We start from the raw sequence: 24,671 nt of genomic DNA, 5'->3' as shown, positions 1-24,671 counted from the left end.
GATCGGCCTCCCTCGAAACTGTTGCCCGAACCCTACTCGCCAGTAGGCTACGCCTATGACCGACAGGTACGCGAGCTTCGTCCAGACGGGGGCCGGTCGCGCGCTGGTCAAGCGCCTCGGGCTGCCCGACCCGCCCCGACTGCGCCGGCACACGCCGGGCGACCCGCTCGTTCCCGGGCCGGTCCTGCTCGGCTCCTCGGCCGGCGGCCGGATCGCCGAGCCGGCCGGCAAGATCCTGACCGCCGCCGGGGTCGAGCTGGCCGACCCGGTCGCCGCCCACGACGCCGACCGCCGCTTCGCGGCCCTGGTGTACGACGCCAGCGGCATCACCGACTCCACCGGGCTGCGCCAGCTCTACGACTTCTTCCACCCGCAGGCCCGCACGCTGCTGCCCAGCGGCCGGGTGATCGTGCTGGGCACCCCGCCGGCCGAGTGCGGCTCTCCCCGGGAGGCTACCGCCCAGCGTGCGCTGGAGGGCCTGACCCGCAGCATCGGCAAGGAGTTCGGCCGGGGCGTGACCGCCCAGCTCGTCTACGTGACCCGCGAGGGTGACGCCGGCACCCCGGTGAGCCTGGAGTCCACGCTCCGGTTCCTGCTCTCCGGCCGGTCCGCGTACGTCTCGGGCCAGGTGATCCGGGTCGGCACCGGCACCGCCGTCGCGCCGGCCGACTGGGACCGGCCGCTGGACGGACAGGTGGTGCTGGTGACCGGCGCGGCCCGGGGCATCGGCGCGGCGCTGGCGAAGGTGCTGGCCCGCGACGGCGCCCGGGTGGTGGCGCTGGACATCCCGGCCGCCGGGGACGAGCTGGCCGCCGTCGCCAACGACATCGGCGGCAGCGCGGTGCAGCTCGACCTGACCGCGCCCGACGCGCCGACCCGGTTGGCGGAGCATCTGGCGTCCCGGCACGGCCGGGTCGACGTGGTGGTGCACAACGCGGGCATCACCCGGGACAAGACGCTGGGCCGGATGGACGCCGACCGGTGGGACTCGGTGATCGACGTGAACCTGTCCAGCCAGGAGCGCATCAACGACGTGCTGCTGGAACGCGACCTGATCCCGGCCGGCGGCCGGATCGTGTCGGTCTCGTCGATCGCCGGGATCGCCGGCAACCGGGGGCAGACGAACTACGCCACCAGCAAGGCCGGCGTGATCGGCCTGGTCGACTCGCTCTCCCCGGTGCTGCGCGAGCGTGGGATCAGCCTGAACGCGGTCGCGCCGGGCTTCATCGAGACCCGGCTGACCGCACGTATCCCGCTGACCATCCGCGAGGCGGGACGGCGGATGAACAGCATGGCCCAGGGCGGCCTGCCGGTGGACGTGGCCGAGACGATCGGCTGGCTCTCCTGGCCGGCGAGCGGCGCGGTCAGCGGCAACGTGGTCCGGGTCTGCGGCCAGAGCCTGCTGGGGGCGTGATGGCACCCCGTGACCACGAGGACGACGACCTCAGCCTGCACGACCTGATCGAGGGCCCCACCCGCGACCTGACCGCAGCCCGAGCCGCCGCCCTCGCCCGTACCCGCCCGGCCTCCGTCGATCATGAAGTTGACGGCACTTCTGGAGATCCACAAGGCAGCCAACCTCATGATCGACGGGGTGAAGGAGTGGCGGGGCGGCGGCGGGTGGTGCTGGACGGGCTGCCGGCCAGTGGGGCGCTCTATCGGCGGGCGTTGCTCGGGGTGGTGCCTGGGGTCGGGGGGCGGCGCGGGGCGGACGTGCCGGCCGTCGAGCTGGCCGTTGGCGGGGTCTCGGTGGATCAGCGGCACCTGGCGGACTACGACCGGGTGTGCGGGTTCCGGCTGACCGACCGGCTGCCGGCGACGTACCTGCACGTGCTCGGGTTCCCGCTGTCGCTTCGGCTGATGACGAGTCCGGGCTTTCCCATCCCGCTCACCGGCGTGGTGCACGTGGCCAACCGGATCACCGTGCACCGCCCGGTCGAGGTCGGCGAGAGCGTCGACTTCCACACGTACGCGGAGAACCTGCGCCCGCACGAGCGGGGCCGCCAGCTCGACGTGGTGCTGGTCGGATCGATCGGCGGCGAGGAGGTGTGGCGCGGCGTGTCCACGTACCTCGGAAAGGAGCGCGCCGCGGGCGGCGGTCCGCGGCGCGACCCGGGTGACCGCCCGGCGCCGCCGGCCGCCTCGGCGCGGTGGCGGGTGACGCCCCGGGTCGGTACGGACTACGCACGCGTCTCCGGCGACCACAACCCGATCCACACCTCGAAGCTGGGCGCGCGGCTGTTCGGCTTCCCGCGCCCGATCGCGCACGGCATGTGGAGCAAGGCCCGCTGCCTGGCCGCGCTGGCGCCCCGGCTGCCCGAGGCGTACACCGTGGACGTGTCGTTCAAGCTGCCGGTGCCGCTGCCGTCGACTGTGGCGTTCAGCGCCTCGGCGGCCGGTGCGGGCTGGGACTTCGCGCTGCACAGCGCCCGGGACGGAAGGCCGCATCTGGTCGGTTCGGTGCGCTGAGCGAAAGAGGGGACTTGCCGTCCCCTCTTTTCGGCGCTAAGTTGTTCTCAGATTGAGTTGTTCTCAACCTGAGAGAGTGAGTGACCGTGAACGAGCAGGACTTCCTCGCCGGGTACGACCCCCGGGACTACCCGGCGGTCGCGGTCACCGTCGACGTGGTCGCCCTGACCATCCGCGAGGGCGCGCTGCACCTGCTGCTGATCCGCCGCGGCGCGCCGCCCTACGAGGGGCACTGGGCACTGCCCGGCGGCTTCGTCCACCCGGACGAGGACCTGACCGCTGGTGCCCGGCGCGAGCTGGCCGAGGAGACCGGCCTCGGCGGTGAGCGGCTGCGCCGGGTGCACCTGGAACAACTCGGCAGCTACGGCGCCCCGGACCGCGACCCCCGCATGCGGGTGGTCTCGGTCGCGCACCTGGCGTTCGCCCCCGACCTGCCCGACCCGGTCGCCGACACCGACGCCGACGAGGCGATCTGGCTGCCGGTCACCGCGCTCACCAGCCGGCAGCTCGCCTTCGACCACGGCCGGATCATCGACGACGGCTTGGAGCGCGCCCGCTCCAAGCTGGAGTACACGCCGCTGGCCACCCGGTTCCTCGCCCCCGAGTTCACAGTCACCGAGCTGCGGGAGGTCTACGAGACGGTCTGGGGCCACCCGCTGCACGCCGGCAACTTCCACCGCAAGGTGCTCTCGGTGCCCGGCTTCGTGGAGAGCACCGGCGCCAGCACCGAACGCGGCGGCGCACGCGGCGGCCCCCGGGCCAAGCTCTACCGCGCCGGAGACGCCCGGCTGCTGCACCCGGCGCTGCTGCGCCCCGCCCGGGAGGAGACGGTGCGGTGAGGACCGAGGAGGCGATCCGGCTGGTCACTGCCGCGCGTACCGACGCCGACCTGTTCGGCACGCAGGAGCCGGCCCGCCGCTACCGCGAACTGGTCGGCGCGCTGCACCCCGACCGTCTGGGCGCGGCCGACCCGCAGGTACGCGCCGCCGCCGCCGAAGCGCTGGTCACCGTCACCACCCGGTGGCGCACTCCCGCCCCCGCGTACACCGGCGACGTCGCCACCCTGCACGAACGCAAGGAAGGGCCCCCTGTTAACGCCTCCGGTAGAGGAGGGGCCCCTTCTTATCACCTGGCCAAGGTGTGCCGGCACCCCGGCGACAACGACCTGATGGCCCGCGAGGCACGCGCGCTGCGCCGCATCGCCGAGCGCGGCGACGCCAAGCACCTCGCGTACGTGCCCCGGCTCGTCGACTCCTACCCGGCGCGCGACCCGTCGACGGGCGTACAACGGCAGGTGAACGAGCTGGTGACCGTACCCGGGCTGCGCAGCCTGGACGACGTACGCCGCGCGTACCCGGACGGGCTGGACCCCCGCGACGCGGCCTGGATGTGGCGGCGGCTGCTCGTGGCGCTCGGCCTGGCCCACCGGGCCGGCGTCGTGCACGGCGCCGTGCTGCCCCGCCACGTGCTGATCGAGCCGGACGCGCACGGCCTGGTGCTCGTCGACTGGTGCTTCTCGGCCGAACCCGGCGGGCTCGTGCCAGCGCTGGTGCCCGGCCACGAGGACTGGTATCCGCCGGAGGTCGCCGCGAAGCGGCAGTGCGGGCCGGGCACCGACATCGCGCTCGCCGCCCGCTGCATGACCTGGCTGATGGGCGACCGCGCGCCGCGCGAGCTGCGCGCCTTCGCCGACGGCTGCCAGGGCACCGCGCTCGCCACCCGGCCCGACGACGCCTGGCGGCTGCTGCGCGAACTGGACGAGGTGCTGCACCGGCTGTACGGGCCGCGCACCTTCCGACCCTTCACCCTCAACCCGTAGGGAGGCTGCCATGGGCAGTGGAATCTGGTCCACCGACGTGTACGACGCCGCCGACCGTTACCGGCGCCGCACCGGCAAGAGCGCGTTCTCCTACAGCGACAGCGGCGCCCGCAAGGTGCACCCGGCGCTCGACCCGCGCGACGCGCTGCGGGAGAGCCGCGACTCCGCCGAGCACCCGCAGTCGACGCCGATCGCCGTGCTGTTCGACGTCACCGGCTCGATGGGGCACGTGCCCCGGGTGCTGCAGAGCAAGCTGCCGCAGCTGCTCGGGCTCCTGCTGCGCCAGGGGTACGCGACGGACCCGCAGGTCATGTTCGGCGCGATCGGCGACGCCACCTGCGACCGGGTGCCGTTGCAGATCGGGCAGTTCGAGTCCGACAACCGGATGGACGACGACCTCGGCCGGATCGTGCTGGAGGGCGGCGGTGGCGGCCAGATGATGGAGTCGTACGAGCTGGCGCTGTACTTCATGGCCCGGCACACGGCCACCGACAGCTGGGACAAGCGCGGCCGGCGCGGCTACCTGTTCATCATCGGCGACGAACTGGCGTACCCGGCCGTGAAGACCGCTGAGGTGGCCCGGCTGATCGGCGACGGCCTGGGCGAGGACATGCCGGTCCGGCAGATGGTGGACGAGGTGACCGCGCGCTGGGACACCTACTACCTGCTGCCCGCCGGCAGCCACTACGCGGGCAACCGCAAGGTGCTCGACTTCTGGCGCGGCCTGCTCGGGCAGAACGCGGTCGAGCTGGACGACCTGGACGCGGTCTGCGAGACGATCGCGCTCACCGTCGGCCTCGGCGAGCAGGCCATCGACCTGGACGCCGGGCTGCGCGACCTGGACCGGGCCGGCTCCACCGCCACCCGGACCGTCTCGAAGGCGCTCGCCCGGCTCGGCTCCGACCGGCGCGCGGTCGCGACGCTGCCGTTCAGCCCGGCCGACGGCGGAAGCGGGGTCACCCGGCTGTGAACCACGTGATGGTGGTCGACCTCGGCTACGGCGACGCCGGCAAGGGCACCGTGGTGGACCTGCTCTGCGCCACCCGGCAGGTCCACACGGTGGTCCGGTTCAACGGGGGCGCGCAGGCGGCGCACAACGTCGTCCTGCGCGACGGGAGGCACCACACGTTCGCGCAGTTCGGCGCCGGGACGTTCCGTCCGGGCGTACGGACACACCTGGCGCGGCACGTGGTGGTGGACCCGCTGGCGCTGGCCGCCGAGGCCGACCACCTCGCGTCGGTCGGCGTCCCAGACGCGCTCGACCGTCTGACAGTGGACGGGGAGGCGCTGCTCGCCACCCCGTACCACCGGGCCGCGAATCGCGCCCGGGAGATCGCCCGGGGAGCCGACCGGCACGGCTCCTGCGGGCTCGGGGTGGGGGAGGCTGTCGCGTACGGCCTCGCCCACCCCGACGAGGCACCCCGGGTGGCGGACTGCCGCCGCCCGGCGGTGCTCCGCCGGCGGTTGACCGCGCTGCGCGACCGGCTCACCGCCGAGCTGGGCCCGCTCGACGCGCCGCCGGTGGAGGACTGCCTGCCCGCGTACGCGGCCTTCGCACGCCGGGTCGCGATCGTCGACCGGACCTGGCTGGCATCGGCGCTGCGCGAGGGCACCTGCGTGTTCGAGGGCGCCCAGGGGGTGCTGCTGGACGAGTGGCACGGCTTCCACCCGTACACGACGTGGAGCACCACGACGTTCGCCAACGCCGAGACGCTGCTCGCCGAGGCGGGCATGGCCGGGACCGCGCAGCGGCTCGGCGTGCTGCGCACGACCACCACCCGGCACGGTCCTGGACCGCTGGTCACCGAGGACGCGGCGCTGCCGTTCACCGACCGGCACAACGGGACGAACCCCTGGCAGGGCCGGTTCCGGTTCGGGCACTTCGACGCGGTCGCCCACCGGTACGCGCTGGAGGTGGCAGGTGGCGTCGACGGGCTGGCGCTCACCCACCTCGACCTGGCCCGGCCCGAGCTGCGGATCTGCCGCCGGTACGAGGACACCGACCGGCTCGTCCCTGGCCCGGCCGGTGACCTGAACCGGCAGGCGGCGCTCACGCAACGGCTGCTGCGGGCCCGGCCGGTGCTGGACGAGGCGCCCGCCGACTGGCCGGCGGCGGTCTCGGAGGCGCTGGGGGCACCGGTGGTGCTCACGTCGCGCGGGCCGACGGCCGAAGAGAAGGAAGGGCCCCTTGTTAACGCCTTTTGTATGGGAAGGGCCCCTGCTTAACACCGCACCACCGAGCATGGGTGCATGGGGGACGTGCTCGACCTGCTGCACCACACGGTGACGTCGCCGTGGGTGTACCTGGTGATCATCGCGGTCACCGCCGTCGACGCGTTCTTCCCGGCGGTCCCCGGCGAGACGGTGGTGATCACCGCCGGGGTCTTCGCGGCCGGCGGCGAACCGAACCTGGTACTGGTGATCCTGACCGCCGCGCTCGGCGCGCTCGTCGGCGATCACATCTCGTACGCGATCGGTCGCGGCGGCGGCGCGCACCGGCTGGCCCGCTTCCCGGCGGACAGCAGGCGGCGGGCCGGCTCGGAGTGGGCCCGCCGGGCGGTCGACAGGCGCGGCGGGATGATCCTGACCACCGCCCGGTACGTCCCCGGCGGCCGCACCGCGGTCACGCTGACCATGGGCGCGGTCCGCTATCCCGCGCGCACGTTCCTGCTGTACGACGGCCTGGCGTGCCTCACCTGGGGGGTCTACTGCGGGCTGCTGGGTTACTTCGGTGGGCTGGCGTTCGAGCACAATCCGCTGTCCGGGCTGCTCGCCGGCGTCGCCATCTCGCTGGCCGTCACCGGCCTGTTCGAGGCGGTCCGATGGGCGCGGCGGCGCGCCCGCGAGCGCGCCGCCGGCCGCTGACCGGAGCCGTCACTCCAGCAGGTCGGCGTCGTGTACGAGGATGGCGAGTTGCACCCGGTTGGCCACGCCGAGCTTGGCCAGCGCGCGGCTGACGTGCGTCTTCACTGTCGCCTCACTGGCACCCACCCGGCGGCCCACCTCGGCGTTCCCGTCACCCCGGGCCACCTCGCGCACGACCGCCGCCTCCCGCTCGGTCAGCCGGGACAGCCGCTGCCGGGCCGCCTCCCGTCGCGCCGGACCACGCTCGGCGAAGGAGCTGATCAGCCGCCGGGTCACCGTCGGCGCGAGCATGGCGTTCCCGGCCGCGACGGTCCGTACGGCGGCGGCGAGTTCCCGGGGCGGGGTGTCCTTGAGGAGGAAGCCGACCGCGCCGGCCCGGAGCGCCTCGTGCACGTACTCGTCCAGGTCGAAGGTGGTCAGCATGACCAGCTTCGGTCCGGCGGCCACGATTCCGGGGGCGGCGGTCAGCCCGTCGACGCCGGGCATGCGAACGTCCAGCAGCACCACGTCGGGGCGTAGCCGGACAGCGGCGGCCAGCGCCTCGGTGCCGTCGGCGGCCTCGCCGACCACGGCGATGTCCGGCGCGGCCTCCAGGATGAGCCGGAGCCCGGCGCGGATGAGCTGCTCGTCGTCCACGATCACGACCCGGATCACGTCGCCTCCCCGACCGGCACCAACGCGCGCAGCAGGAATCCCCCGTCCGGGGTCGGACCGGCCGCCAGCCTCCCGCCGGTCAGCTCCACCCGTTCCCGCAGGCCCACCAGACCGAGACCGGAACCGGGCAGGACCGGACCGGCGCCGTCGGCCCTGTCGTTGCGGACGGCGACCTCGATCCCGTCGGGCAGGTGACGCACGCGGACGCCTACCGCGGCGCCCGGCGCGTGCTTGCGCGCGTTCGTCAGCCCTTCCTGCACCACCCGGTACGCGGTCCGGGCCACCGCGTCCGAGACCGGCCCGGGCGTCCCATCGTCCACGCGGCCGACCCGCAGGCCGGCGGCGCGTGACTCACTGATCAACTCGTCGATCCCGTCCCAGCCGGCGGCCGGCAGCGGCGGCTCCTGCCGGAGTACGCCGAGCACCTCCCGCAGGTCGGTCAGGGCGGCCCGGCCGGTGGACCGGATCACCGCGGCCGCCTCGGCCGTGGCCGGATCGGCGGTGGTCACCTCCAGCGCGCCCGCGTGCACCACCATGAGTGAGACCCGGTGCGCCACGACGTCGTGCATCTCCCGCGCGATCCGGGCCCGCTCCTGCGCACGCACCCGCTCGGCGTGTGCCTCCCGCTCGCGCTCCAGCCTCTCGGCGCGGTCCCGCAACGCGGTCAGGGCGTCCCGCCGGGCCCTGATCCAGAGCCCGACGAGCGCCGGTGCGATCACCAGCCAGGCGTAGGACATCATCGCGTTGCCCGGGCCGGCGACGAGAAGGCGGCGCTGGCCGCCCACCGCGTTGCCGACCGCCATGCCCGCGAGCATGACGGGGAACGTCCCGATCAGGTACGCGGCGAGCTGCCGGCCCCGCAGGCCGGTGCCGGCTCGCCAGGAGGCGAGCACGACGGGCGCCCAGGCGACCAGCACCAGCCAGCAGGCGGCCGCGGCGGCGGGCAGCACCCAGCGCCGGGCGCTGAGCACCGAGGCACCGGTGGCCAGTGCGATCAGTACGATCACCACCGGTGGCAGCGGCGAACGGGCGCCGAGCCCGCCGGTGGCCGAGGCCCAGGTGGCGACGGCCACCGTCAGTGCCAACAGCACCGGAGAATGCGCCGCGACCCGCCGTACGGCACGGGGCCAGGTGGTCATCGGGCGAGCCTAGGCCGGATCGGCTCGCGCCGGGGACGGGCTCGGGGAGGGTTGGGTGGCCACCCCGAGACGCTCTCCGGGTCGGGCACGACGAAAGTGGACCCCCACGGCCGACCGACGGCAGATTCCCCGGTACGCCGGCCGGACCAGCATCGACGCCATGGATGCCGCTCTCGAACTGCTCCACGACACGATCTCGTCGCCCTGGGTCTATCTGGCGCTGTTCGCCATCGCCGTGGTGGACGGGTTCTTCCCCGTCGTACCGAGCGAGACGGCGGTCATCACGGCAGGCGTCTTCGCGGCCACCGGCCAGCCGGACCTGCCGCTGGTGATCAGCGTGGCCGCGCTCGGCGCGCTGGTCGGCGACCACGTCTCCTACGCGATCGGCCGGCACGGCGGCGCACGGCTGCTGGACCGGCTGCCACGGGAGAGCCGTCGGCGGGCCGCGGTGGACCGGGCCCGGCGCGGGATCGCGGTGCGCGGCGGACTCATCCTCACCGTCGCCCGGTACGTGCCGGGCGGCCGGACCGCGGTCACCCTGACCATGGGCGCTACCCGCTTTCCCCGACGGCGGTTCCTCGCCTTCGACGCGCTCGCCGCCGCCACCTGGGGCACCTACTCGGCGTCGGTGGGCTATCTCGGTGGGCTGGCCTTCGAGCGGGACCCGGTCCGTGGCCTGCTGTTCGGGCTGGGGCTCGCGCTCACCGTGACGCTGGTGGTGGAGGTGGTGCGCTGGGCCCGGGGGCGCCGCGCGCCGCAGGTGTTAAGAGGGGGCCCTTGCTCTACCGGAGACGTTAAGAAGGGGCCCTTCCTTACGCCGCCGGCGGATGCCAGGTGACGCCGCGCAGGAGCTGGTCGGCGCCGAGCCAGGCCACGTTCATCATCCGCGTCGCGGTCTTCCCGGCGTCCGCCTCCGGGTGGTCGGCCAGCCAGTCGGCGAGCGACTCGCTGGCCCCGACCAGCCCGTACGCGACCACCTCCAGGTCGGTGGCGCCGATCTCGCGGCCGGAGGCGCGCAGCGCGTGGTCGAGCATCCCGGCGACCACCTCGACCAGCCGGCCCCGCATGGCGGCGAGTTCGGCGGCGAACGGTTGGGAGCCGCGGGCCTGCCGGTAGAGCACCGCCCAGCCGTCGCGGTGTGCGCCGACGAAGCCGAAGAAGGCGCGCAGCCCGCGCCAGAGCCGCTCGTCAGCGGGCAGGTCGGGGACGGCGGCGCCGGCGATCGCCTCCATCATCCGGGTGCTCTCCCGGTGCAGGCAGGCGATGAAGAGTTCCTCCTTGGTGCCGAGGTAGGCGTACACCATCGGCTTGGAGATGCCGGCGTCGTCGGCGATCTCGTCCATGCTGGCGGCGTGGAAGCCGCGGCGGGAGAACACCTTCACCGCCGCGTCGAGCATCTGCTGCTCGCGTACGGCGCGTGGGAGGCGCTTGAAGGTCGGCGTGCTGGACACCCTTGCGAGCATACCTACCCGTGCGTAAGGTTACGCCAGAGTAACCAAAGTGGCCCCGCCCGAGAGGTGCAATCCCCCATGACTGACTTCGACCCGGCCAACTTCGCGAACGTCGGCCCGAAGGAGTTCGCGCAGCTGGTCAAGTCCACGCCGGACGCGAAGATCGCCGAGATCATGTCCGGTGACGCGCGCGGCAAGATCCTCAGCGAGGTCTTCAACCGGATGCCCACGCTGTTCCGCGCCGACCGCGCCGGTGCCACGAACGCGGTCATCCACTGGAACATCACCGGCCGTCCGGACGGTGGCACCGACACCTACGAGATCGTCATCGAGAACGGCACCTGCACCGTCTCGGAGACCGCGACCCGCGACCCGAAGCTGAGCCTCACCATGGGCCCGGTCGAGTTCCTGAAGATCGTCTCCGGTGGCGCCAACCCGGTGATGATGTTCATGACCGGCAAGCTGAAGGCCAAGGGCGACCTGGGCCTGGCCGCCAACATCGCCAACCTGTTCGACATCCCCAAGGCCTGACATGGCCGAGTTCTCGCTCGACCTGAACGAGGAACAGCGGGACCTTCGCGACTGGGTGCACGGCTTCGCCACCGAGGTCGTGCGCCCGGCCGCGGCCGAGTGGGACGCCCGGGAGGAGACCCCCTGGCCGATCATCCAGGAGGCCGCGAAGGTCGGCCTGTACGGGTTCGAGTTCCTCGCCACCTGCTGGGCCGACCCCACCGGCCTCTCCCTGCCGATCGCCAGCGAGGAACTCTTCTGGGGTGACGCCGGCATCGGCCTGAGCATCTTCGGCACCTCCCTCGCGGTCGCCGCGATCTACGGCGCCGGCACCCCCGAGCAGCTCGTCGAGTGGGTGCCACAGTGCTTCGGCGACGTCGACTCCCCGGCCGTGGCCGCGTTCTGCACGAGCGAGCCGGAGGCCGGGTCCGACGTCGGCTCGATGCGTACCCGCGCCGTCTACGACGAGGCCACCGACGAGTGGGTGCTCAACGGGCAGAAGGCGTACGCCACGAACGGCGGCATCGCCGGGGTGCACGTCGTGACCGCCTCGATCGAGCCGGAGCTGGGCTCGCGCGGCCAGGCCGCGTTCGTCGTACCCCCTGGCACCGCCGGTCTGACCGCCACCCGCAAGCTGCGCAAGCTGGGGCTGCGCGCCTCGCACACCGCGGACGTCTTCCTCGACGACGTCCGGGTGCCAGGCCGCTGCCTGCTCGGCGGCAAGGACGCGCTCGACGAGCGTCTGGCCCGTGCCCGGTCCGGGCAGCGCGCCTCCGGTCAGGCGGCGATGCGGACGTTCGAGCTGTCCCGCCCGACAGTCGGCGCGCAGGCGCTCGGCGTGGCCCGCGCCGCCTACGAGTACGCCCTGGACTACGCCAAGGAGCGGGTCCAGTTCGGACGCCCGATCATCGCCAACCAGGCGGTCGCGTTCGCGCTCGCCGACATGAAGATGGAGATCGACGCGGCCCGGCTGCTGGTCTGGCGCGCCTCCTGGATGGGCCGTAACAACCGGCCGTTCACCGCCGGCGAGGGCTCGATGTCCAAGCTCAAGGCCGGTGAGGTGGCCGTCTCGGTGACCGACAAGGCGGTCCAGCTCCTCGGCGGCGCCGGCTTCCTGCGCGACCACCCGGTCGAGCGGTGGTACCGCGACGCCAAGATCTACACCATCTTCGAGGGCACCTCCGAGATCCAGCGGCTGGTCATCTCCCGGGCCATCTCCGGGATGCAGATCCGCTGAGCGCCGGCGGGCCGCGGCCCGGCCCGTGACGGCATGGAACGTCGTCGCGGGCCGGGCCGCCGCTCCCGGGCCGACCCGAACCGCGATCGGGCACAAGATCACGCCGAACCGGACGGCCGACCGTCCGGAGCCTGGTCGACGAACCACGAACGCGAAGGAGTTGCGCCTTGGACCTGCCGTTCATCGCCGCCACGCTGACCCGACGTGGACTGCTCGCCCCGGGTGGACCGATCCGCGTGGCCTCCCAGCTCAACGCGCTGCGCCGGTGGGGCTGGAGTCTCGCCGGTGAGCTGCGCCAGGCCGCCGCCCGCGACCCCGGCCGCGTCGCCGTGGTCGACGAGCAGGGCGCCACCATGACGTACCAGGAACTGCTCGACCGCTCCGAGCGGCTGGCCCGGTCGCTGCGCTCCCACCTCGGCGTGCAGACCGGCGACCGGGTGGGCGTGCTCTGCCGCAACCACCACGGCCTGATCGAGGCGATAGTCGCAGCGATGCTGCTCGGCGCGGACGCCGTCCTGGTCAACACCGGCCTGTCCGCCGCGCAACTGGTGACCGTGGCCGAGGAACAGGGCCTGCGCGTCCTGGTGCACGACGGCGAGTTCACCGAGCGCGTCCTCGGCCTCCCGGCCGAGCTGCACCGGGTCGACGAGCGGGGGCAGGAGGAGCTGATCGCCGCCGCCGTGCCCGGGGAGAAGCTCCAGCCGCCGGAGCGCGACGGCCGCACCATAGTGCTGACCTCCGGCACCACCGGCGCGCCCAAGGGCGCCCGCCGGCCCACCCCGCACGGCTTCGGTCCGCTGGTGTCCATCATCGACAGAATCCCGCTGCACGCGAAGAACACCGTGATGATCGCCGCGCCGATCTTCCACACCTGGGGGTACGCCGCGCTCCAGGTCTCGTTCGCGCTGCGCGCCACTGTCGTGCTGCACCGGCGCTTCGACCCGGCCGCCACGCTCGCCGCGCTCGTCGACCAGCGGTGCGACGCGATGTTCGCCGTACCGGTGATGCTGCAACGACTGATGGAGGTCGCGCCGCCGCAGCCCCGGCCGCCGCTCAAGGTGGTGGCGGTCAGCGGATCCGCGCTGCCCGGCAACCTGGCCACCGCCTTCATGGACCGGTACGGCGACGTGCTCTACAACCTCTACGGCTCGACCGAGGTCTCCTGGGCCTCCATCGCCGGCCCGCCCGAACTGCGCGCCGCGCCCACCACCGCGGGCCGGCCGCCGCACGGCACCCGGCTGGCCATCCTGGACGAGACCGGCCGGCCGGTCCGCGACGGCGAGGTCGGGCGGATCTTCGTCGGCAACGAGATGCTGTTCGAGGGCTACACCTCGGGCACCGGCCGGGAGAGCCGCGACGGACTGCTCGACACCGGCGACCTGGGCCGGCTCAACGCCGACGGACTGCTCTTCGTCGACGGCCGGGCCGACGACATGATCGTCTCGGGTGGCGAGAACGTCTTCCCGTCCGAGGTGGAGGATCTGATCGCCCGGTTGCCGCAGGTCCGCGAGGTCGCGGTGATCGGCGTCCCGGACCCCGACTACGGTCAGCGGCTGGCCGCGTTCCTCGCGCTGCGCACCGGCGAGACACTCGACCCGGAGGCGGTCCGCGAGTACGTCCGGCGCTACCTGGCCCGCTTTTCCGTGCCCCGCGACGTGGTGTTCGTGAAGTACCTGCCGCGCAACGCCACCGGCAAGGTGCTCACCCGGGAGCTGCGCCGCTACTTCGATTGATCAACATCGGTCGGACAGCCCTGGCCGCCCGGTGCTACCTTCTCTCCCGATCGAACGGGGAACGGGGAGCACCACAATGGACCGGTTTCGGCGGCGTACCGCGCTCGGCCTCCTCGTCGGCGGCGCGTCCGCCGCCGCGCTCGGCTCGTTCGACCCGGTCCACGGACGGCCCGACGACCCAACCACCCGGTGGCCGGTTCCGCCCGTCGAGCGGGAGAACCGCGCCGCCGGTGAGCCGTGGTGGCCCGAGCGCGGCGGCCGGGCCGCCGACGACCGGCGGCGTCAGATCCAGGGGTACGCCTCGACGACGAGCGTCGCCCCCGGCGAGGTGATCGATTTCCACGTCGCCGTCAACCCGGGCGGCCGGTTCCGGATCAGCGTGCACCGCATCGGCTGGTACGACGGCGCGGGCGCCCGCACGATGCTGACCAGCCCCGAGTTGCGCGGCGAGCCGCAGCCGGTGCCGGTCGCCGACCCGGACACCGGTGTGCTCGACTGCCGGTGGCCGGTGTCGTGGCGCCTGTCCGTCCCGCACGGCTGGACCTCCGGCCTCTACCAGGCGGTCTTCACCTCGGCCGGCGGCTGGCGGGCCTGCACGCCGTTCGTGGTACGCGACGACCGGCGCCCGGCCGCGCTCTGCGTGGTGCTGCCGGTGACCACCTGGCAGGCGTACAACCAGTGGCCGCGCGACCGACGCGTCGGCAAGAGCCTCTACAACGGCTACCGGCCCGACGGGCGGCGCGACCCGGCGCTGCGGGCACGCGCCGTCTCGTTCGACCGCCCGTACGCCGGCGCGGGCCTGCCCACCCACTTCGACCGCGACGAGGCAGCGGTCCGGTGGCTGGAACGCAACCTCTACGACGTCAGCTACGCCACCAGCTTCGACCTGCACTCCGGGCGACTCGACCCGGCCCGGTACCGGGGCCTGGTGTTCTGCGGGCACGACGAGTACTGGTCGGCCGAGATGCGCCGCGCCACCGAGGTCGGCCTGGACGGGGGCACCAGCCTCGCGTTCCTCGGCGCTAACAGCGTCTACTGGCACGTCCGCGTACGCGCCGCCGCCGACGGCCGCCCCGAACGCGTCGTGGAGTGCGCCAAGACGCTCCCCGACCCGGGCGCCGGCACCGGCGACCCGACGCTGACGTGGCGCGACCTCGACCGGCCGGAACAGGCACTGCTCGGCGTGCAGTACAACGGCATCGTGCTGACCCCGCAGCCGCTCGTGGTACGCGGTGCCGACAACTGGGTGTGGTCCGGCACCGGCGTCGCCGACGGCGACCGCATCCCGGGCGTGGTGGCGGGCGAGGCGGACGGGCTGCACGCGGCCCTCGCCCGGCCCGCCGGGACCACGCTCAGCGCGTCGCCGTACCCGGCCCAGCAGGGCGGCCGGCGGCTCCAGAGCAGCCACGTCCACGAGACGGCACGCGGCGCCGTGGTGTTCGCCAGCGGCACGCTCGGCTGGACGCTGGCGCTGGACCGGCAGGGACACCGCGACCCGCGCATCGAGCGGGCCACGGCGAACGTGCTCAACCGGATGGCCGGCCGCCGGCGCGGGACGGTCAGCCCGGGATCGTGATCCGGCCGTCCACCGCCGCCGCCGCGATGTCGGTGCGGTGGTGGGAACCGGCCAGATCCACGTCGCGTACCAGGGCGTAGGCGGCGTCGCGCGCGGCGGCCAGGTCCGGCCCGGTCGCCGTACCGCAGAGGACCCGGCCGCCGGCGGACCGCAACGTGCCGTCGGCGTCCCGGCGGGTGCCGGCGTGGATGATCCCGGCGCGGTCCGCGCCGGTGATCACATCACCGGTACGCGGGCCCGCCGGATAGCCGTCGGCCGCCACCACTACCGTCACGGCCGCGCCGTCGCGCCACCGCAGCGGCGGATGCGCGCCGAGCGTGCCGGTGGCGGCGGCGTGCAGCAGCCCACCCAGCGGCGTCTCCAGCAGGGCGAGCACGACCTGCGTCTCCGGGTCGCCGAAACGCGCGTTGAACTCGATGACACGCGGGCCGGACGGCGTGATCGCCAGGCCCACGTAGAGCAGGCCGGCGAACGGCGTGCCCCGGCGGCGCAGCTCCGCCAGCGTCGGGTGCACCACGTCGCGCATCACGTCGTCGACCAGGTTCGGCGGGGCCCACGGCAGCGGCGTGTACGCGCCCATGCCGCCGGTGTTCGGCCCGGTGTCGCCGTCGCCGACCCGCTTGAAGTCCTGCGCCGGCAGCAGCGGCACCGCCGCCTCGCCGTCGGTCACCACGAACAGGGAGACCTCGGGACCGGACAGGTACTCCTCGATCACCACCCGGCCGCACTCCGCCGCGTGCCGCTCGGCGACCGCCCGGTCGTCGGTGACCACCACGCCCTTGCCGGCGGCGAGCCCGTCGTCCTTCACCACGTACGGCGCGCCGAACTCGTCGAGCGCGCGCGCCACGGCAGCCGCGTCCTCGCAGGTGTACGCGCGGGCGGTCGGCACACCGGCGGCCGTCATCACGTCCTTGGCGAACGTCTTCGAGCCCTCCAGCCGGGCCGCCTCGGCGCTCGGGCCGAACACCGCGATGCCCTTGGCGCGTACCGCGTCGGCCACGCCCGCCACCAGCGGCGCCTCCGGCCCGATGACCACCAGGTCGGCCGCGACCTCGACGGCGAGGGCCGCCACCGCCGCCGGATCGGTGGGTGTCACCTCCCGCAGCTGTGCCACGGCCGCGATCCCCGGATTCCCCGGAGCCGCGACGAGCGTCTCGACAGCCGGGTCACCGGCCAGTCCGAGCGCGAGAGCGTGCTCCCGCCCACCACCACCCACAAGAAGTACGCGCACGACCGGCATCCTACTGACCGCCCCACCCCACCCCGTCGATCATGAGGTTGACGGCAGGATGTGAGATCGACATCGCCGTCAATTTCATGGTCAACGCCGGGTTCTTGCGGCCAGCGCCGCGCGGACGACCTGGGGGATGTAGTCGGGGCGGAGGGTGTCGGGCCAGGTGAACCTGAGGACGGTCCAGCCGGCGTTGGTCAGGCGGTTCTGCCGCTGCCGGTCGTCGAAGAGCGCATCGGGCGTGGAGTGCGGACCACTTCCGTCCGCCTCGGCGATCACCCGGGCGGCCCGCCAGCCCATGTCGCCGATGCCGAGCAGATAACCGTCGGCGTCACGCACCTCGATCTGGAGAGCGTCCGGCGGGACGCCGCCGTCGACGCACCGCAGCCGGGTACGCGTCTCCAGCGGCGACTGGGCGGCACCGTTCGCCTCGGCCAGGTGGCGACGTGCGTTCACCACGCCCCGCCGCCCCGCGATCAGGGCGGGGATGGCACCGAACTCCTCCTCGGTGATCCTCGCCTGGTTGAGCGCCGAGTCGAGCAGGGCCACCGCGAAGTAGCGACGCACCCGGAGGACGAGGTCCGCGAGCGTGTGCGCGGGAGCCGTCACCGGAATGCCGTCGACGGTCGTCAGCGCCGGCTCGGGATGCTCGAACTGGTGCAACGTCACGGCGGGATCCCTGACGCGGGACGGCCGGGCCGCGCGGCCCGGGACCGCGACGTGAATCGCGCCCGCCCTCGGCAGCCCCGCGATCCCGTGCAGCTCGGCAGCGGTGCCGAGGACGGCGTGCGCCTCCGGGCCCAGCGACAGGACCGCCGCCCGGATCTGACGACGCCGTTCCACGCCGTCGGGTCCGGTGCGCTCGACGGCGTAGGTCGCGCGAGCCAGCCGCCGCCACCGACGCGAGGTGAGGAGGTTGTCGATCTCGTGCCGGCTGTAGCCGGCCCGGAGCGCCTGCGCACGGGTGACGACGCCACCCTGGTCACTCGCGATCTGCCGGATCACCCGAGCCCGTTCCACCCACCGAGCGTCCCCGCACACCCCACCCACGCGGGGCCCCCTGTGGACAACCCACCCCACCCTGTGGATAACCCACCCCCGAGGCCCCGCCCGCCCCCGTCCCGCCCGCCCCCGTCCCGCCCGCCCCCGTCCCGCCCGCCCCCGTCCCGTCCCCGCCCGCCCCCGTCCCGTCGATCATGAAGTTAGCGGCGATGTGGATCTACAAAACGGCCGCTAACTTCATGATCGACGCGTGGTCCCGGGGGTGGGTGGAGGGTGGGGGGCCGGGAGGGCGGGGTGGGAGGGGGTTAGGGGAGGAGGGGGTGGCGGAGGACGTTTTCCTCTCGGCCTGGGCCTACGCCCACCACGCTCACCCGGGTGCCGGTCAGCTCCTCGATGCGGGCGATGTAGCGGCGGGCGTTCTCCGGGAGCTCGTCCTCGGTCCGCGCCTTGGTGATGTCCTCCCACCAGCCGTCGAGCTCTTCGTAGATCGGCGTGGCGTGGTGGAAGTCGGTCTGCGTCATCGGCATGTCGTCGAACCGCTCGCCGTTGATCTCGTACCCGACACAGATCGGCACCTTGGCCAGGCCGGTCAGCACGTCCAGCTTCGTGACCACCAGATCGGTGACGCCGTTGAGGCGGCACGCGTACCGGGCCACCACGGCGTCGAACCAGCCGCAGCGGCGCTCCCGGCCGGTGGTGGTGCCGTACTCGTGGCCGACCTTGCGCAGGTGCTGCCCGTTGTCGTCGAACAGCTCGGTCGGGAACGGGCCGGAGCCCACCCGCGTCGTGTACGCCTTGCTCACCGCGATGACCTTGGTGATCGCGGTCGGCGGGATGCCCGCGCCCACGCACGCCCCGCCGGCCGTCGGGTTCGACGAGGTGACGAACGGATAGGTGCCGTGGTCCATGTCGAGCATGGTGGCCTGGGCGCCCTCCAGCAGCACGGTCTCGCCGCGGTCGAGCGCGTCCCAGAGCATCACCCGGGTCTCGGCGATGTACGGGCGCAGCCGCTCGGCGTACTGGAGGTACTCCTCGACGGTCTCCTCGACGTCGATCGCCTTGCGGTTGTAGACCTTGAACAGGAGCTGGTTCTTCTCGCGCAGCGCGAGTTCCAGCTTCTTGCGCAGGATGCCCGGGTCGAGCAGGTCCTGGAGCCGGATGCCCATCCGGGCGACCTTGTCGCCGTACGCGGGACCGATGCCCCGGCCGGTGGTGCCGATGCGGGAGCTGCCCAGGTAGCGCTCGACCACCCGGTCCAGCGCCCGGTGGTGCGGCATGATCAGGTGCGCGTCGCCGGAGATGCGCAGGCGGGACACGTCCACGCCGCGCTCGGCGAGCCCGTCGATCTCCTGCAGCAGCACCTTCGGGTCGACCACCACGCCGTTGCCGATCACGATCATCGCGCTCGGTGAGAGCGCGCCGGACGGCATGAGGTGCAGCGCGTACTTCTGGCCGTCCGGCGTGATCACCGTGTGGCCCGCGTTGTTGCCGCCGGAGTAGCGCACGACGTAGTCGACCCGCTCACCCAGCAGGTCGGTAACCTTGCCCTTGCCCTCGTCGCCCCACTGGGCGCCGAGCAGCACGATCGCTGGCATCTTCTCGCCTCCAGAAGGCTCGGGTGCCAGGTGGCGACCGGTCAGCGAGCCCGGGGTGTCAGGCTAACAAGTAGTGACGGCGGGACCAGCAGGGGTTGGTCGAGAAGCAGGAGGCTCCTTCGTGTACGACGTGGTGCTGCTCACCCTCGGCTCGGACCGGGACGCTCCCGGTGGTGGCTGCGGCAGCGGCGGCGCCTGCTGCGGCGGCGCGGACGACACCGCCGCCGAGACCGGCGAGGAGCGCTGCGAGACGCCGCGCGTACCGGTGCTGGCCTGTGCGGACGAGCTGACCGCCAGGGGCGCCCGGGTGACCACCGTGACCGCCCGGTCGGACTCCGAGATCGACGAGGTGCTGGCCCGCCTCGACGGCCCGCCGCGCGCCGACGGCCTCACCTGGCCGGACTCCGACGGCAAGACCCGGCTGATCGTCGCCACTGCGAGTGACGGTCAGTTGCGCGCCGTCCTGCGCCGGCTGGTGCGCCGGTACGCTCCGCCGCCGAGCCGCCGCCCCGCGGACCTCGCAGACGACCGTACGGTGCCCGACCTGCCCCCTGTCGGCGTACTCCCGCTCGATCCGGCCCGGTCCGGGACGGCGCGGGACCTGGCCGCGCAGCTCGGGCTGCCCCGCGATCCGGCGGGTGTGGCCGCCGCGGTGCTGGACGGCACCGCCCGGCGGCTCGACCTGCTGCGCAACGACGGCGGCTCGGTGACGCTGGACGGCGCGCTGCTCGGCGCCGCCGACGACGCCGGCCGTCCGCTGCACTGGCGGGCCCGGGTCGAGGTCGACGGCACGGTGCTCAGCGACGGTTCGGAGCCGATCACCGCGTGCGCGATCGGCAACGCGGGCGGGTACGCGCGCCTCGGCGAGGTGGACCTGCTGGGCGGCCCGGATCCGGCCGACGGCCGGGTGACGGTGGGCGTCGCCGTACCAGTGGTGACCCGGTCGGCGTTGGGCCGGAAGAAGGTCCGGCTGGAGGTACGCCGTGCGCGGGGACGCGCGGTGGCGGTGGTGCCCCGCGACGAGAAGGTGCCCTTCCTCGACGACGGCGTCGAGGGCGAGCTGAGCCGCAAGCGCTCCTGGTGGACCGAGCCCGGCGCCTGGGCGGTCTGGACGGGCTGACCTCGGTCGATCCCCACCCGGCTCGCGGCGCTGGCCGGACCGCCTATCCTCGGCGGAAGGAATGGGGAGGAACCGTGGTGCACGAGAACGACGACCGGGCCCACGTACCGGGCCGACCGCAGGTGCCGCAGCGGGACGTCGAGCCGCTGTGGCCGCCGGAGGAGACCGACGCGGCGGCGGCCACGATCCCGCCGTGGGCGTCGGTGCCCTGGCCGCTCCCGCCCGCCGACGCTCCCACGCCGGCGGCGGCGGACGTCCCGGCGCCCCAGGCTCCGGTGGCGGCGGACGTTCCGGCGCCCGGGGCGCCCGCAGTCGACCTGGACCTGCCGTTCACGCTCGACCGGGCGACCTCCGCCCCGTCACCGGCCCAGCCGGAACCGGCGGCACCCGCCTCACCGGCGGTGCCCGGTACGCAGACGGCACCCGCCCCGGCGGCCACGCCCACCCCCGGCACTGCCGGAACGGCGACCGGCGGCGAGGGCGCGGGGAACGGGCGGGCCACCTCGCCGTGGGCACAGCCGCCGCAGCGGGCCGGGTCGGACTCCGCCACCACGCCGGACCCGCCTCCCGCCGATGCAGCGGCTCCGCCGTCCGAGGCGGCGGAGGCCGACGGCACCGCCTCCGGCCGGGCCACCGTGACACCGCCCCCGCCACCTGACGCCCTCCCCGAGGACGGCACGGTGTCCGGCCGCGCCACTGTCACCCCGGCACCGCCGCCACCATCCGACGCCCTCCCTGCCGACGGCATCGCCGCGGGCCGCGCCACCGTCGCCGGGACGCATCCGTCACCGGCCTCCGGCACGGGACCGGCAGGGCCGGGCACGTCCGAGCAGACGCCCCGCCTCGGGCCGTTCCCGCCGTCGCCGGGCGTGCCGGCGCAGCCGTCCCCGTACGGCAACGGCTACCCGCCGCCCGGGTACCAGCCCGGTCAGCCCGGCTGGTACCCGCCGCCCGGCTGGACTCCGCAGGCCGGCGCACCGCAGCCGGGCGGCCCGATGCCGCCGCAGGCGCCGGTGTCCGGCCCGGTGGTGCCGCCACCGCCGCCTCAGCCCGGAGCGCCCCACCCGGAGCAGGGCTGGACACCGCAGCAGGCGGTACCCCCGACCGCCGAGGACTTCGCCCGCCGCCGCCAGGCCCGGCCGGTCGACCCGGTGGCCACCATGGGCGTACGCGCGGTGGTGAACAAGATCGGGCTGGTCCGGCTCGCGCCCGGTCGGCACGAGCAGGAGATGAAGCGCGACATCGAGATGGTCCGCCGCAACTTCGGCGGGCTGCGCCAGGTGACAGTGGTCAACCCGAAGGGCGGCGCCGGCAAGACGGTGGCGATCCTGCTGCTGGCCATGACGTTCGGCCAGAAGCGCGGCGGATACGTGCTGGCCTGGGACAACAACGAGACCCAGGGCACCCTCGGCATGCGGGCGCAGCAGGACTTCCACGCCCGTACGGTGCGGGACATGCTGCGGGACCTGGCCCAGTTCCAGGGGGCGCACGGCCGGGTGGGCGACCTGTCGCAGTACGTCCGCTCGCAGGGCGAGGGCATGTTCGACGTGCTCGCCTCGGACGAGTCGGCGACCGGCGGCGAGATGCTCACCGCCGCCGCGTTCGCGGAGATCCGCGAGGTGGTCAGCCGCTTCTACAAGCTGATCTTCGTGGACACCGGCAACAACGTCCGGGCGCAGAACTGGCAGGCCGCGATGGACGCCACCGACCAGCTCGTGGTGACCATGTCGGCCCGTAACGACTCGGCCGAGACCGCCGCCCGGATGCTCGACCACCTGGAGCAGAGCGGCCGGCAGCGGCTGGTCCGCCAGGCGGTGACAGTGGTCTCGATGCCGCCGTCGCGCAAGGAGATCGACCTGCCCGCGATCCAGGCCCACTTCGCGGCGCGGACCCGGGCGGTGCTGCTGGCACCGTACGAGCGGCTCATCGACACCGGCGAGCCGCTGCGGTACGGGCAGCTCTCCTCCGCCACCCGGGACGCCTGGCTGAAGATCGCCGCGTCGGTGGCGGAAGGGCTGTAGGACGGGCGCGACGGCCGGTGCCCGGATCGGGACCGGCCGTCGCGGCAGTGGTCAGTCGCCGGAGAGCGCGTCTCCGGCGGCCGGGTCGCAGTCGCGAAGGAACTGGGCGCACCGGGCCGCCTCGTCCGCCTCGCCGATCTCCCCCGCGGCGCGGGACAGCACGTAGAGGCAGCGGAGGAAGCCCCGGTTGGGCTTGTGCGACCAGGGCACCGGGCCGTGGCCCTTCCAGCCGCTGCGGCGCAACTGGTCCAGGCCCCGGTGGTAGCCGGTGCGGGCGTACGCGTACGCCGTCACGACCTGACCCGCGGCGAGCGAGCGGCCGGCCAGCGCGGCCCAGGCCGCACTGTAGGTCGGGAATCGGGCCGCGACCTCGGCGTACGCCTCGTCGGTGCCCTGCTCGGCCGCCGCCGCCAGCGCGGCGTCGGCCTCCTCGTGGACCGGGAGCAGGGTGGCCGGTGGCTCAGGCAACAGGTTCTGCATCGCCCCATTCAACCCGCTTCGCCCACGGGTACGCGAGGGGCCCCGCCCGGACGGTTGGCTGAACGGCTGAGGGTTTCGTCACGCCTGCGGCGGGAGCACACGTACCCGCGGCCCATGCCGCCGCCGTGGTTCTTGCACTACAAATACAGATCCGGAGCCTCCCCAGGACCCGGTTACGCAGGAGCCCGGCGGCGTGCCCGCCGGGCTCCTGTCGTTCCCCGCCCCGGTTTCGGCACTTGCCGCGCGGGGGCAGGATGGCCTGGTGCCGACCCCACCACCCGCGGACGTCATCGAGCCGCACGCGCCCCACGTCAACGAGATCGAGACCCGCACCGCCTTCGAGCAGCGGCTGGCCGGGGGAACCCTGGCCGGTCTGACCGTGCAGGGCCTGCGCCTCGACCTCGACCCGGTACCCGACCTGCGCGACGTCGACGTCACCGGCACGCTCTTCGTGGGCTGCCGTTTCGCCGGCCGCGAGGTGGGCGCGGACCTGGTCCGCCGGGGCGCCAACGTGGTCCCGCCGTTCTCCGGGCTGCCCTACCCGACCCAGCCGTCGCACCTCTACACCGCCGACGAGCTGGCCGCCGGGTTCGCCGAGGGCGGGTTCGCCGAGATGTACGACACCCGGGTGTACGCGCACTTCCGGGCGCACGGCGGCGCGCTGCCGGACGTACGCGAGGCGCTCGGGCAGCGACTGCACGACCACGGTGTGGACAACGCGCTGGCCGACGCCACCCGGTCGTGGCTGGCCGCGCACGGGCCGCAGTCGGTGGTGGGGGTGATGGGCGGGCACGCGGTGCCGCGCGGCAGCGTCGCGTACCGGATGGCCGCCGTGCTGGGCTGGGAGCTGGCGCGGGCCGACCGTCTGGTGGTCACCGGCGGCGGTCCGGGCGTGATGGAGGCGGCGAACCTCGGCGCGTTCCTCGCGGCCTGGCCGGCCGAGGAGCTGTCCGCCGCGATCGACGTGCTCGCCGTCGCGCCGGACTTCACCGACCACGACCGGTACACGGCGGCGGCGCTGGCGGTACGCAAGCGGTACGCGGACGGCACGTCGCTGCCCTCGCCCCGCCCGTCGGCGCCGGGCACCGAGTGGGCGCGGTCCGGCGGGCTGGCCATCCCCACCTGGCTGTACGGCCACGAGCCGGCGAACCTGTTCGCGGGCCGGATCGCGAAGTACTTCTCCAACGCCATCCGGGAGGACACGATCCTGAGGCTGGCCCGGGGCGGGATCGTGTTCGCACCCGGCAAGGCCGGCACCGTGCAGGAGGTGTTCCAGGCGGCCACCAAGACGTTCTACGGCACCGACGGAGCGAGCGGGGCGTACGTCTTCCTGGACCGCACGTACTGGACCACGGAGCTGCCGGTGGAGTCGCTGCTGCGGCCACTGTTCGCCGCGTCCCCGTTCGGCGACCTGTCGCACACGATCCACCTGACCGACGACGTGCGCGAGGCCGTCCGGGTGCTGGTGCAGTGAAAGGAAGGGCCCCCTTTTAACGCCTCCGGTAGAGGAAGGGCCCCTTGTTAACAGCAGTTGCTTGGGTTCTAGGGATCGTTGCAACGCCTGACCTGATCAGGGGTTGCAGTGTTCGAGATCCGTGGGGATCGCCGGCCGCAGGGACCGAAGAAGCTTCGGGCGGAGCGTCAGGCATATTTGGATCTTGTGGCGCGGGGTGTGAGTACGAGTGAAGCGTGCCGGCTGGTCGGGATCAATCGCAGGACTGGTCACCGCTGGCGGTACGGCCGCACGAGTCAGATGAAGGCCGGGCAGC

23 protein-coding genes are annotated in these 24,671 nt (G+C 73.8%); 16 read left to right on the top strand and 7 right to left on the bottom strand.

Going from position 1 to position 24,671, the window contains the following annotated elements:
- The first annotated feature begins 55 nt into the window (after window positions 1-55).
- The 7 genes from NMK34_RS00925 to NMK34_RS00895 all read left to right on the top strand — a co-directional run bounded on the left by NMK34_RS00925 (window position 56) and on the right by NMK34_RS00895 (window position 7,153).
- On the top strand, window positions 56-1,414 hold the full coding sequence (locus NMK34_RS00925; protein WP_318331827.1) for a 3-oxoacyl-ACP reductase: 1,359 nt from the start codon (window positions 56-58) through the stop codon (window positions 1,412-1,414).
- Window positions 1,414-2,469, top strand: coding sequence for a MaoC/PaaZ C-terminal domain-containing protein (locus NMK34_RS00920; RefSeq protein WP_318336242.1), 1,056 nt, complete (start codon window positions 1,414-1,416; stop codon window positions 2,467-2,469). The genes NMK34_RS00925 and NMK34_RS00920 overlap by 1 nt, the downstream gene beginning before the upstream one ends.
- A gap of 80 nt (window positions 2,470-2,549) precedes the next feature.
- Window positions 2,550-3,308 carry an NUDIX hydrolase gene (locus NMK34_RS00915; protein WP_269697938.1) on the top strand — a complete coding sequence of 253 codons (759 nt, stop codon included), beginning with the start codon at window positions 2,550-2,552 and terminating at the stop codon, window positions 3,306-3,308.
- Window positions 3,305-4,288, top strand: coding sequence for a serine/threonine protein kinase (locus tag NMK34_RS00910; protein ID WP_318331826.1), 984 nt, complete (start codon window positions 3,305-3,307; stop codon window positions 4,286-4,288). Before NMK34_RS00915 ends, NMK34_RS00910 begins: the two co-directional genes overlap by 4 nt.
- Before the next feature lie 10 nt (window positions 4,289-4,298).
- Window positions 4,299-5,258: a hypothetical protein gene (locus tag NMK34_RS00905; protein ID WP_318331825.1), complete on the top strand. Its 960-nt coding sequence runs from the start codon at window positions 4,299-4,301 to the stop codon at window positions 5,256-5,258.
- Window positions 5,255-6,514, top strand: coding sequence for an adenylosuccinate synthetase (locus tag NMK34_RS00900; protein WP_318331824.1), 1,260 nt, complete (start codon window positions 5,255-5,257; stop codon window positions 6,512-6,514). The genes NMK34_RS00905 and NMK34_RS00900 overlap by 4 nt, the downstream gene beginning before the upstream one ends.
- A gap of 24 nt (window positions 6,515-6,538) precedes the next feature.
- Window positions 6,539-7,153: a DedA family protein gene (locus NMK34_RS00895; RefSeq protein WP_318331823.1), complete on the top strand. Its 615-nt coding sequence runs from the start codon at window positions 6,539-6,541 to the stop codon at window positions 7,151-7,153.
- Between the two features lie 9 nt (window positions 7,154-7,162).
- Here the strand turns inward: NMK34_RS00895 and NMK34_RS00890 are convergent, their stop codons facing one another.
- Together NMK34_RS00890 and NMK34_RS00885 are read right to left on the bottom strand one after the other, a co-directional pair.
- The gene (locus NMK34_RS00890; RefSeq protein ID WP_318331822.1) at window positions 7,163-7,807 is read right to left on the bottom strand and encodes a response regulator transcription factor; all 645 of its coding nucleotides are present in this window, start codon (window positions 7,805-7,807) and stop codon (window positions 7,163-7,165) included.
- Window positions 7,804-8,946, bottom strand: a complete 1,143-nt coding sequence (locus NMK34_RS00885) for a sensor histidine kinase (RefSeq protein ID WP_318331821.1) — start codon at window positions 8,944-8,946, stop codon at window positions 7,804-7,806. The genes NMK34_RS00890 and NMK34_RS00885 overlap by 4 nt, the downstream gene beginning before the upstream one ends.
- A gap of 160 nt (window positions 8,947-9,106) precedes the next feature.
- On the opposite strand from NMK34_RS00885, the gene NMK34_RS00880 reads away from it, so the two are divergent.
- Complete coding sequence (locus NMK34_RS00880; protein WP_318331820.1) at window positions 9,107-9,784, top strand: DedA family protein; 678 nt, start codon at window positions 9,107-9,109, stop codon at window positions 9,782-9,784.
- Here NMK34_RS00880 and NMK34_RS00875 read toward each other — a convergent pair.
- Window positions 9,759-10,397, bottom strand: coding sequence for a TetR/AcrR family transcriptional regulator (locus NMK34_RS00875; RefSeq protein WP_318331819.1), 639 nt, complete (start codon window positions 10,395-10,397; stop codon window positions 9,759-9,761). The two genes, NMK34_RS00880 and NMK34_RS00875, sit on opposite strands and share 26 nt — an antisense overlap.
- Window positions 10,398-10,475: 78 nt before the next feature.
- Between NMK34_RS00875 and NMK34_RS00870 the strand changes: the two genes are divergently transcribed.
- The 4 genes from NMK34_RS00870 (at window position 10,476) to NMK34_RS00855 (ending at window position 15,453) form a co-directional block, all read left to right on the top strand.
- Window positions 10,476-10,928 carry an SCP2 sterol-binding domain-containing protein gene (locus tag NMK34_RS00870; protein ID WP_194800159.1) on the top strand — a complete coding sequence of 151 codons (453 nt, stop codon included), beginning with the start codon at window positions 10,476-10,478 and terminating at the stop codon, window positions 10,926-10,928.
- 1 nt (window position 10,929) lies between these two features.
- Complete coding sequence (locus tag NMK34_RS00865) at window positions 10,930-12,144, top strand: acyl-CoA dehydrogenase family protein (protein WP_318331818.1); 1,215 nt, start codon at window positions 10,930-10,932, stop codon at window positions 12,142-12,144.
- Between the two features lie 167 nt (window positions 12,145-12,311).
- Entirely contained in the window at window positions 12,312-13,877 is a 1,566-nt protein-coding gene (locus NMK34_RS00860) for an AMP-binding protein (RefSeq protein WP_318331817.1), read from the top strand.
- 76 nt (window positions 13,878-13,953) lie between these two features.
- Complete coding sequence (locus NMK34_RS00855; protein ID WP_318331816.1) at window positions 13,954-15,453, top strand: N,N-dimethylformamidase beta subunit family domain-containing protein; 1,500 nt, start codon at window positions 13,954-13,956, stop codon at window positions 15,451-15,453.
- Here NMK34_RS00855 and purD read toward each other — a convergent pair.
- The 3 genes from purD to NMK34_RS00840 form a co-directional block, all read right to left on the bottom strand.
- Window positions 15,437-16,684 (bottom strand): phosphoribosylamine--glycine ligase, encoded by a 1,248-nt coding sequence (gene purD / locus NMK34_RS00850; protein WP_318331815.1) that lies wholly within the window; start codon window positions 16,682-16,684, stop codon window positions 15,437-15,439. The genes NMK34_RS00855 and purD overlap by 17 nt on opposite strands.
- A gap of 90 nt (window positions 16,685-16,774) precedes the next feature.
- The gene (locus NMK34_RS00845; protein ID WP_318331814.1) at window positions 16,775-17,704 is read right to left on the bottom strand and encodes a type IV toxin-antitoxin system AbiEi family antitoxin domain-containing protein; all 930 of its coding nucleotides are present in this window, start codon (window positions 17,702-17,704) and stop codon (window positions 16,775-16,777) included.
- Between the two features lie 287 nt (window positions 17,705-17,991).
- The gene (locus NMK34_RS00840) at window positions 17,992-19,281 is read right to left on the bottom strand and encodes an adenylosuccinate synthase (RefSeq protein WP_013473426.1); all 1,290 of its coding nucleotides are present in this window, start codon (window positions 19,279-19,281) and stop codon (window positions 17,992-17,994) included.
- A gap of 121 nt (window positions 19,282-19,402) precedes the next feature.
- Here NMK34_RS00840 and NMK34_RS00835 point away from each other — a divergent pair, with 121 nt between their 5' ends.
- Together NMK34_RS00835 and NMK34_RS00830 are read left to right on the top strand one after the other, a co-directional pair.
- Entirely contained in the window at window positions 19,403-20,401 is a 999-nt protein-coding gene (locus NMK34_RS00835) for a diacylglycerol kinase family protein (protein ID WP_318331813.1), read from the top strand.
- A 74-nt stretch (window positions 20,402-20,475) separates the two neighbouring features.
- Window positions 20,476-22,422 carry a chromosome partitioning protein gene (locus NMK34_RS00830; RefSeq protein WP_318331812.1) on the top strand — a complete coding sequence of 649 codons (1,947 nt, stop codon included), beginning with the start codon at window positions 20,476-20,478 and terminating at the stop codon, window positions 22,420-22,422.
- Between the two features lie 51 nt (window positions 22,423-22,473).
- Here the strand turns inward: NMK34_RS00830 and NMK34_RS00825 are convergent, their stop codons facing one another.
- Window positions 22,474-22,902, bottom strand: coding sequence for a DUF3151 domain-containing protein (locus tag NMK34_RS00825; protein WP_318331811.1), 429 nt, complete (start codon window positions 22,900-22,902; stop codon window positions 22,474-22,476).
- Window positions 22,903-23,164: 262 nt separating this feature from the next.
- On the opposite strand from NMK34_RS00825, the gene NMK34_RS00820 reads away from it, so the two are divergent.
- Window positions 23,165-24,376 carry a hypothetical protein gene (locus tag NMK34_RS00820; protein ID WP_318331810.1) on the top strand — a complete coding sequence of 404 codons (1,212 nt, stop codon included), beginning with the start codon at window positions 23,165-23,167 and terminating at the stop codon, window positions 24,374-24,376.
- A gap of 108 nt (window positions 24,377-24,484) precedes the next feature.
- On the top strand, window positions 24,485-24,671 hold a 187-nt coding region (locus NMK34_RS00815), incomplete at its 3' end, for a helix-turn-helix domain-containing protein (RefSeq protein WP_318336241.1).

Source organism: Micromonospora sp. BRA006-A (assembly GCF_033433935.1).
Classification (GTDB): Bacteria; Actinomycetota; Actinomycetes; order Mycobacteriales; family Micromonosporaceae; genus Micromonospora; species Micromonospora aurantiaca.
This window is presented reverse-complemented; position numbering and strand designations above follow the sequence as displayed.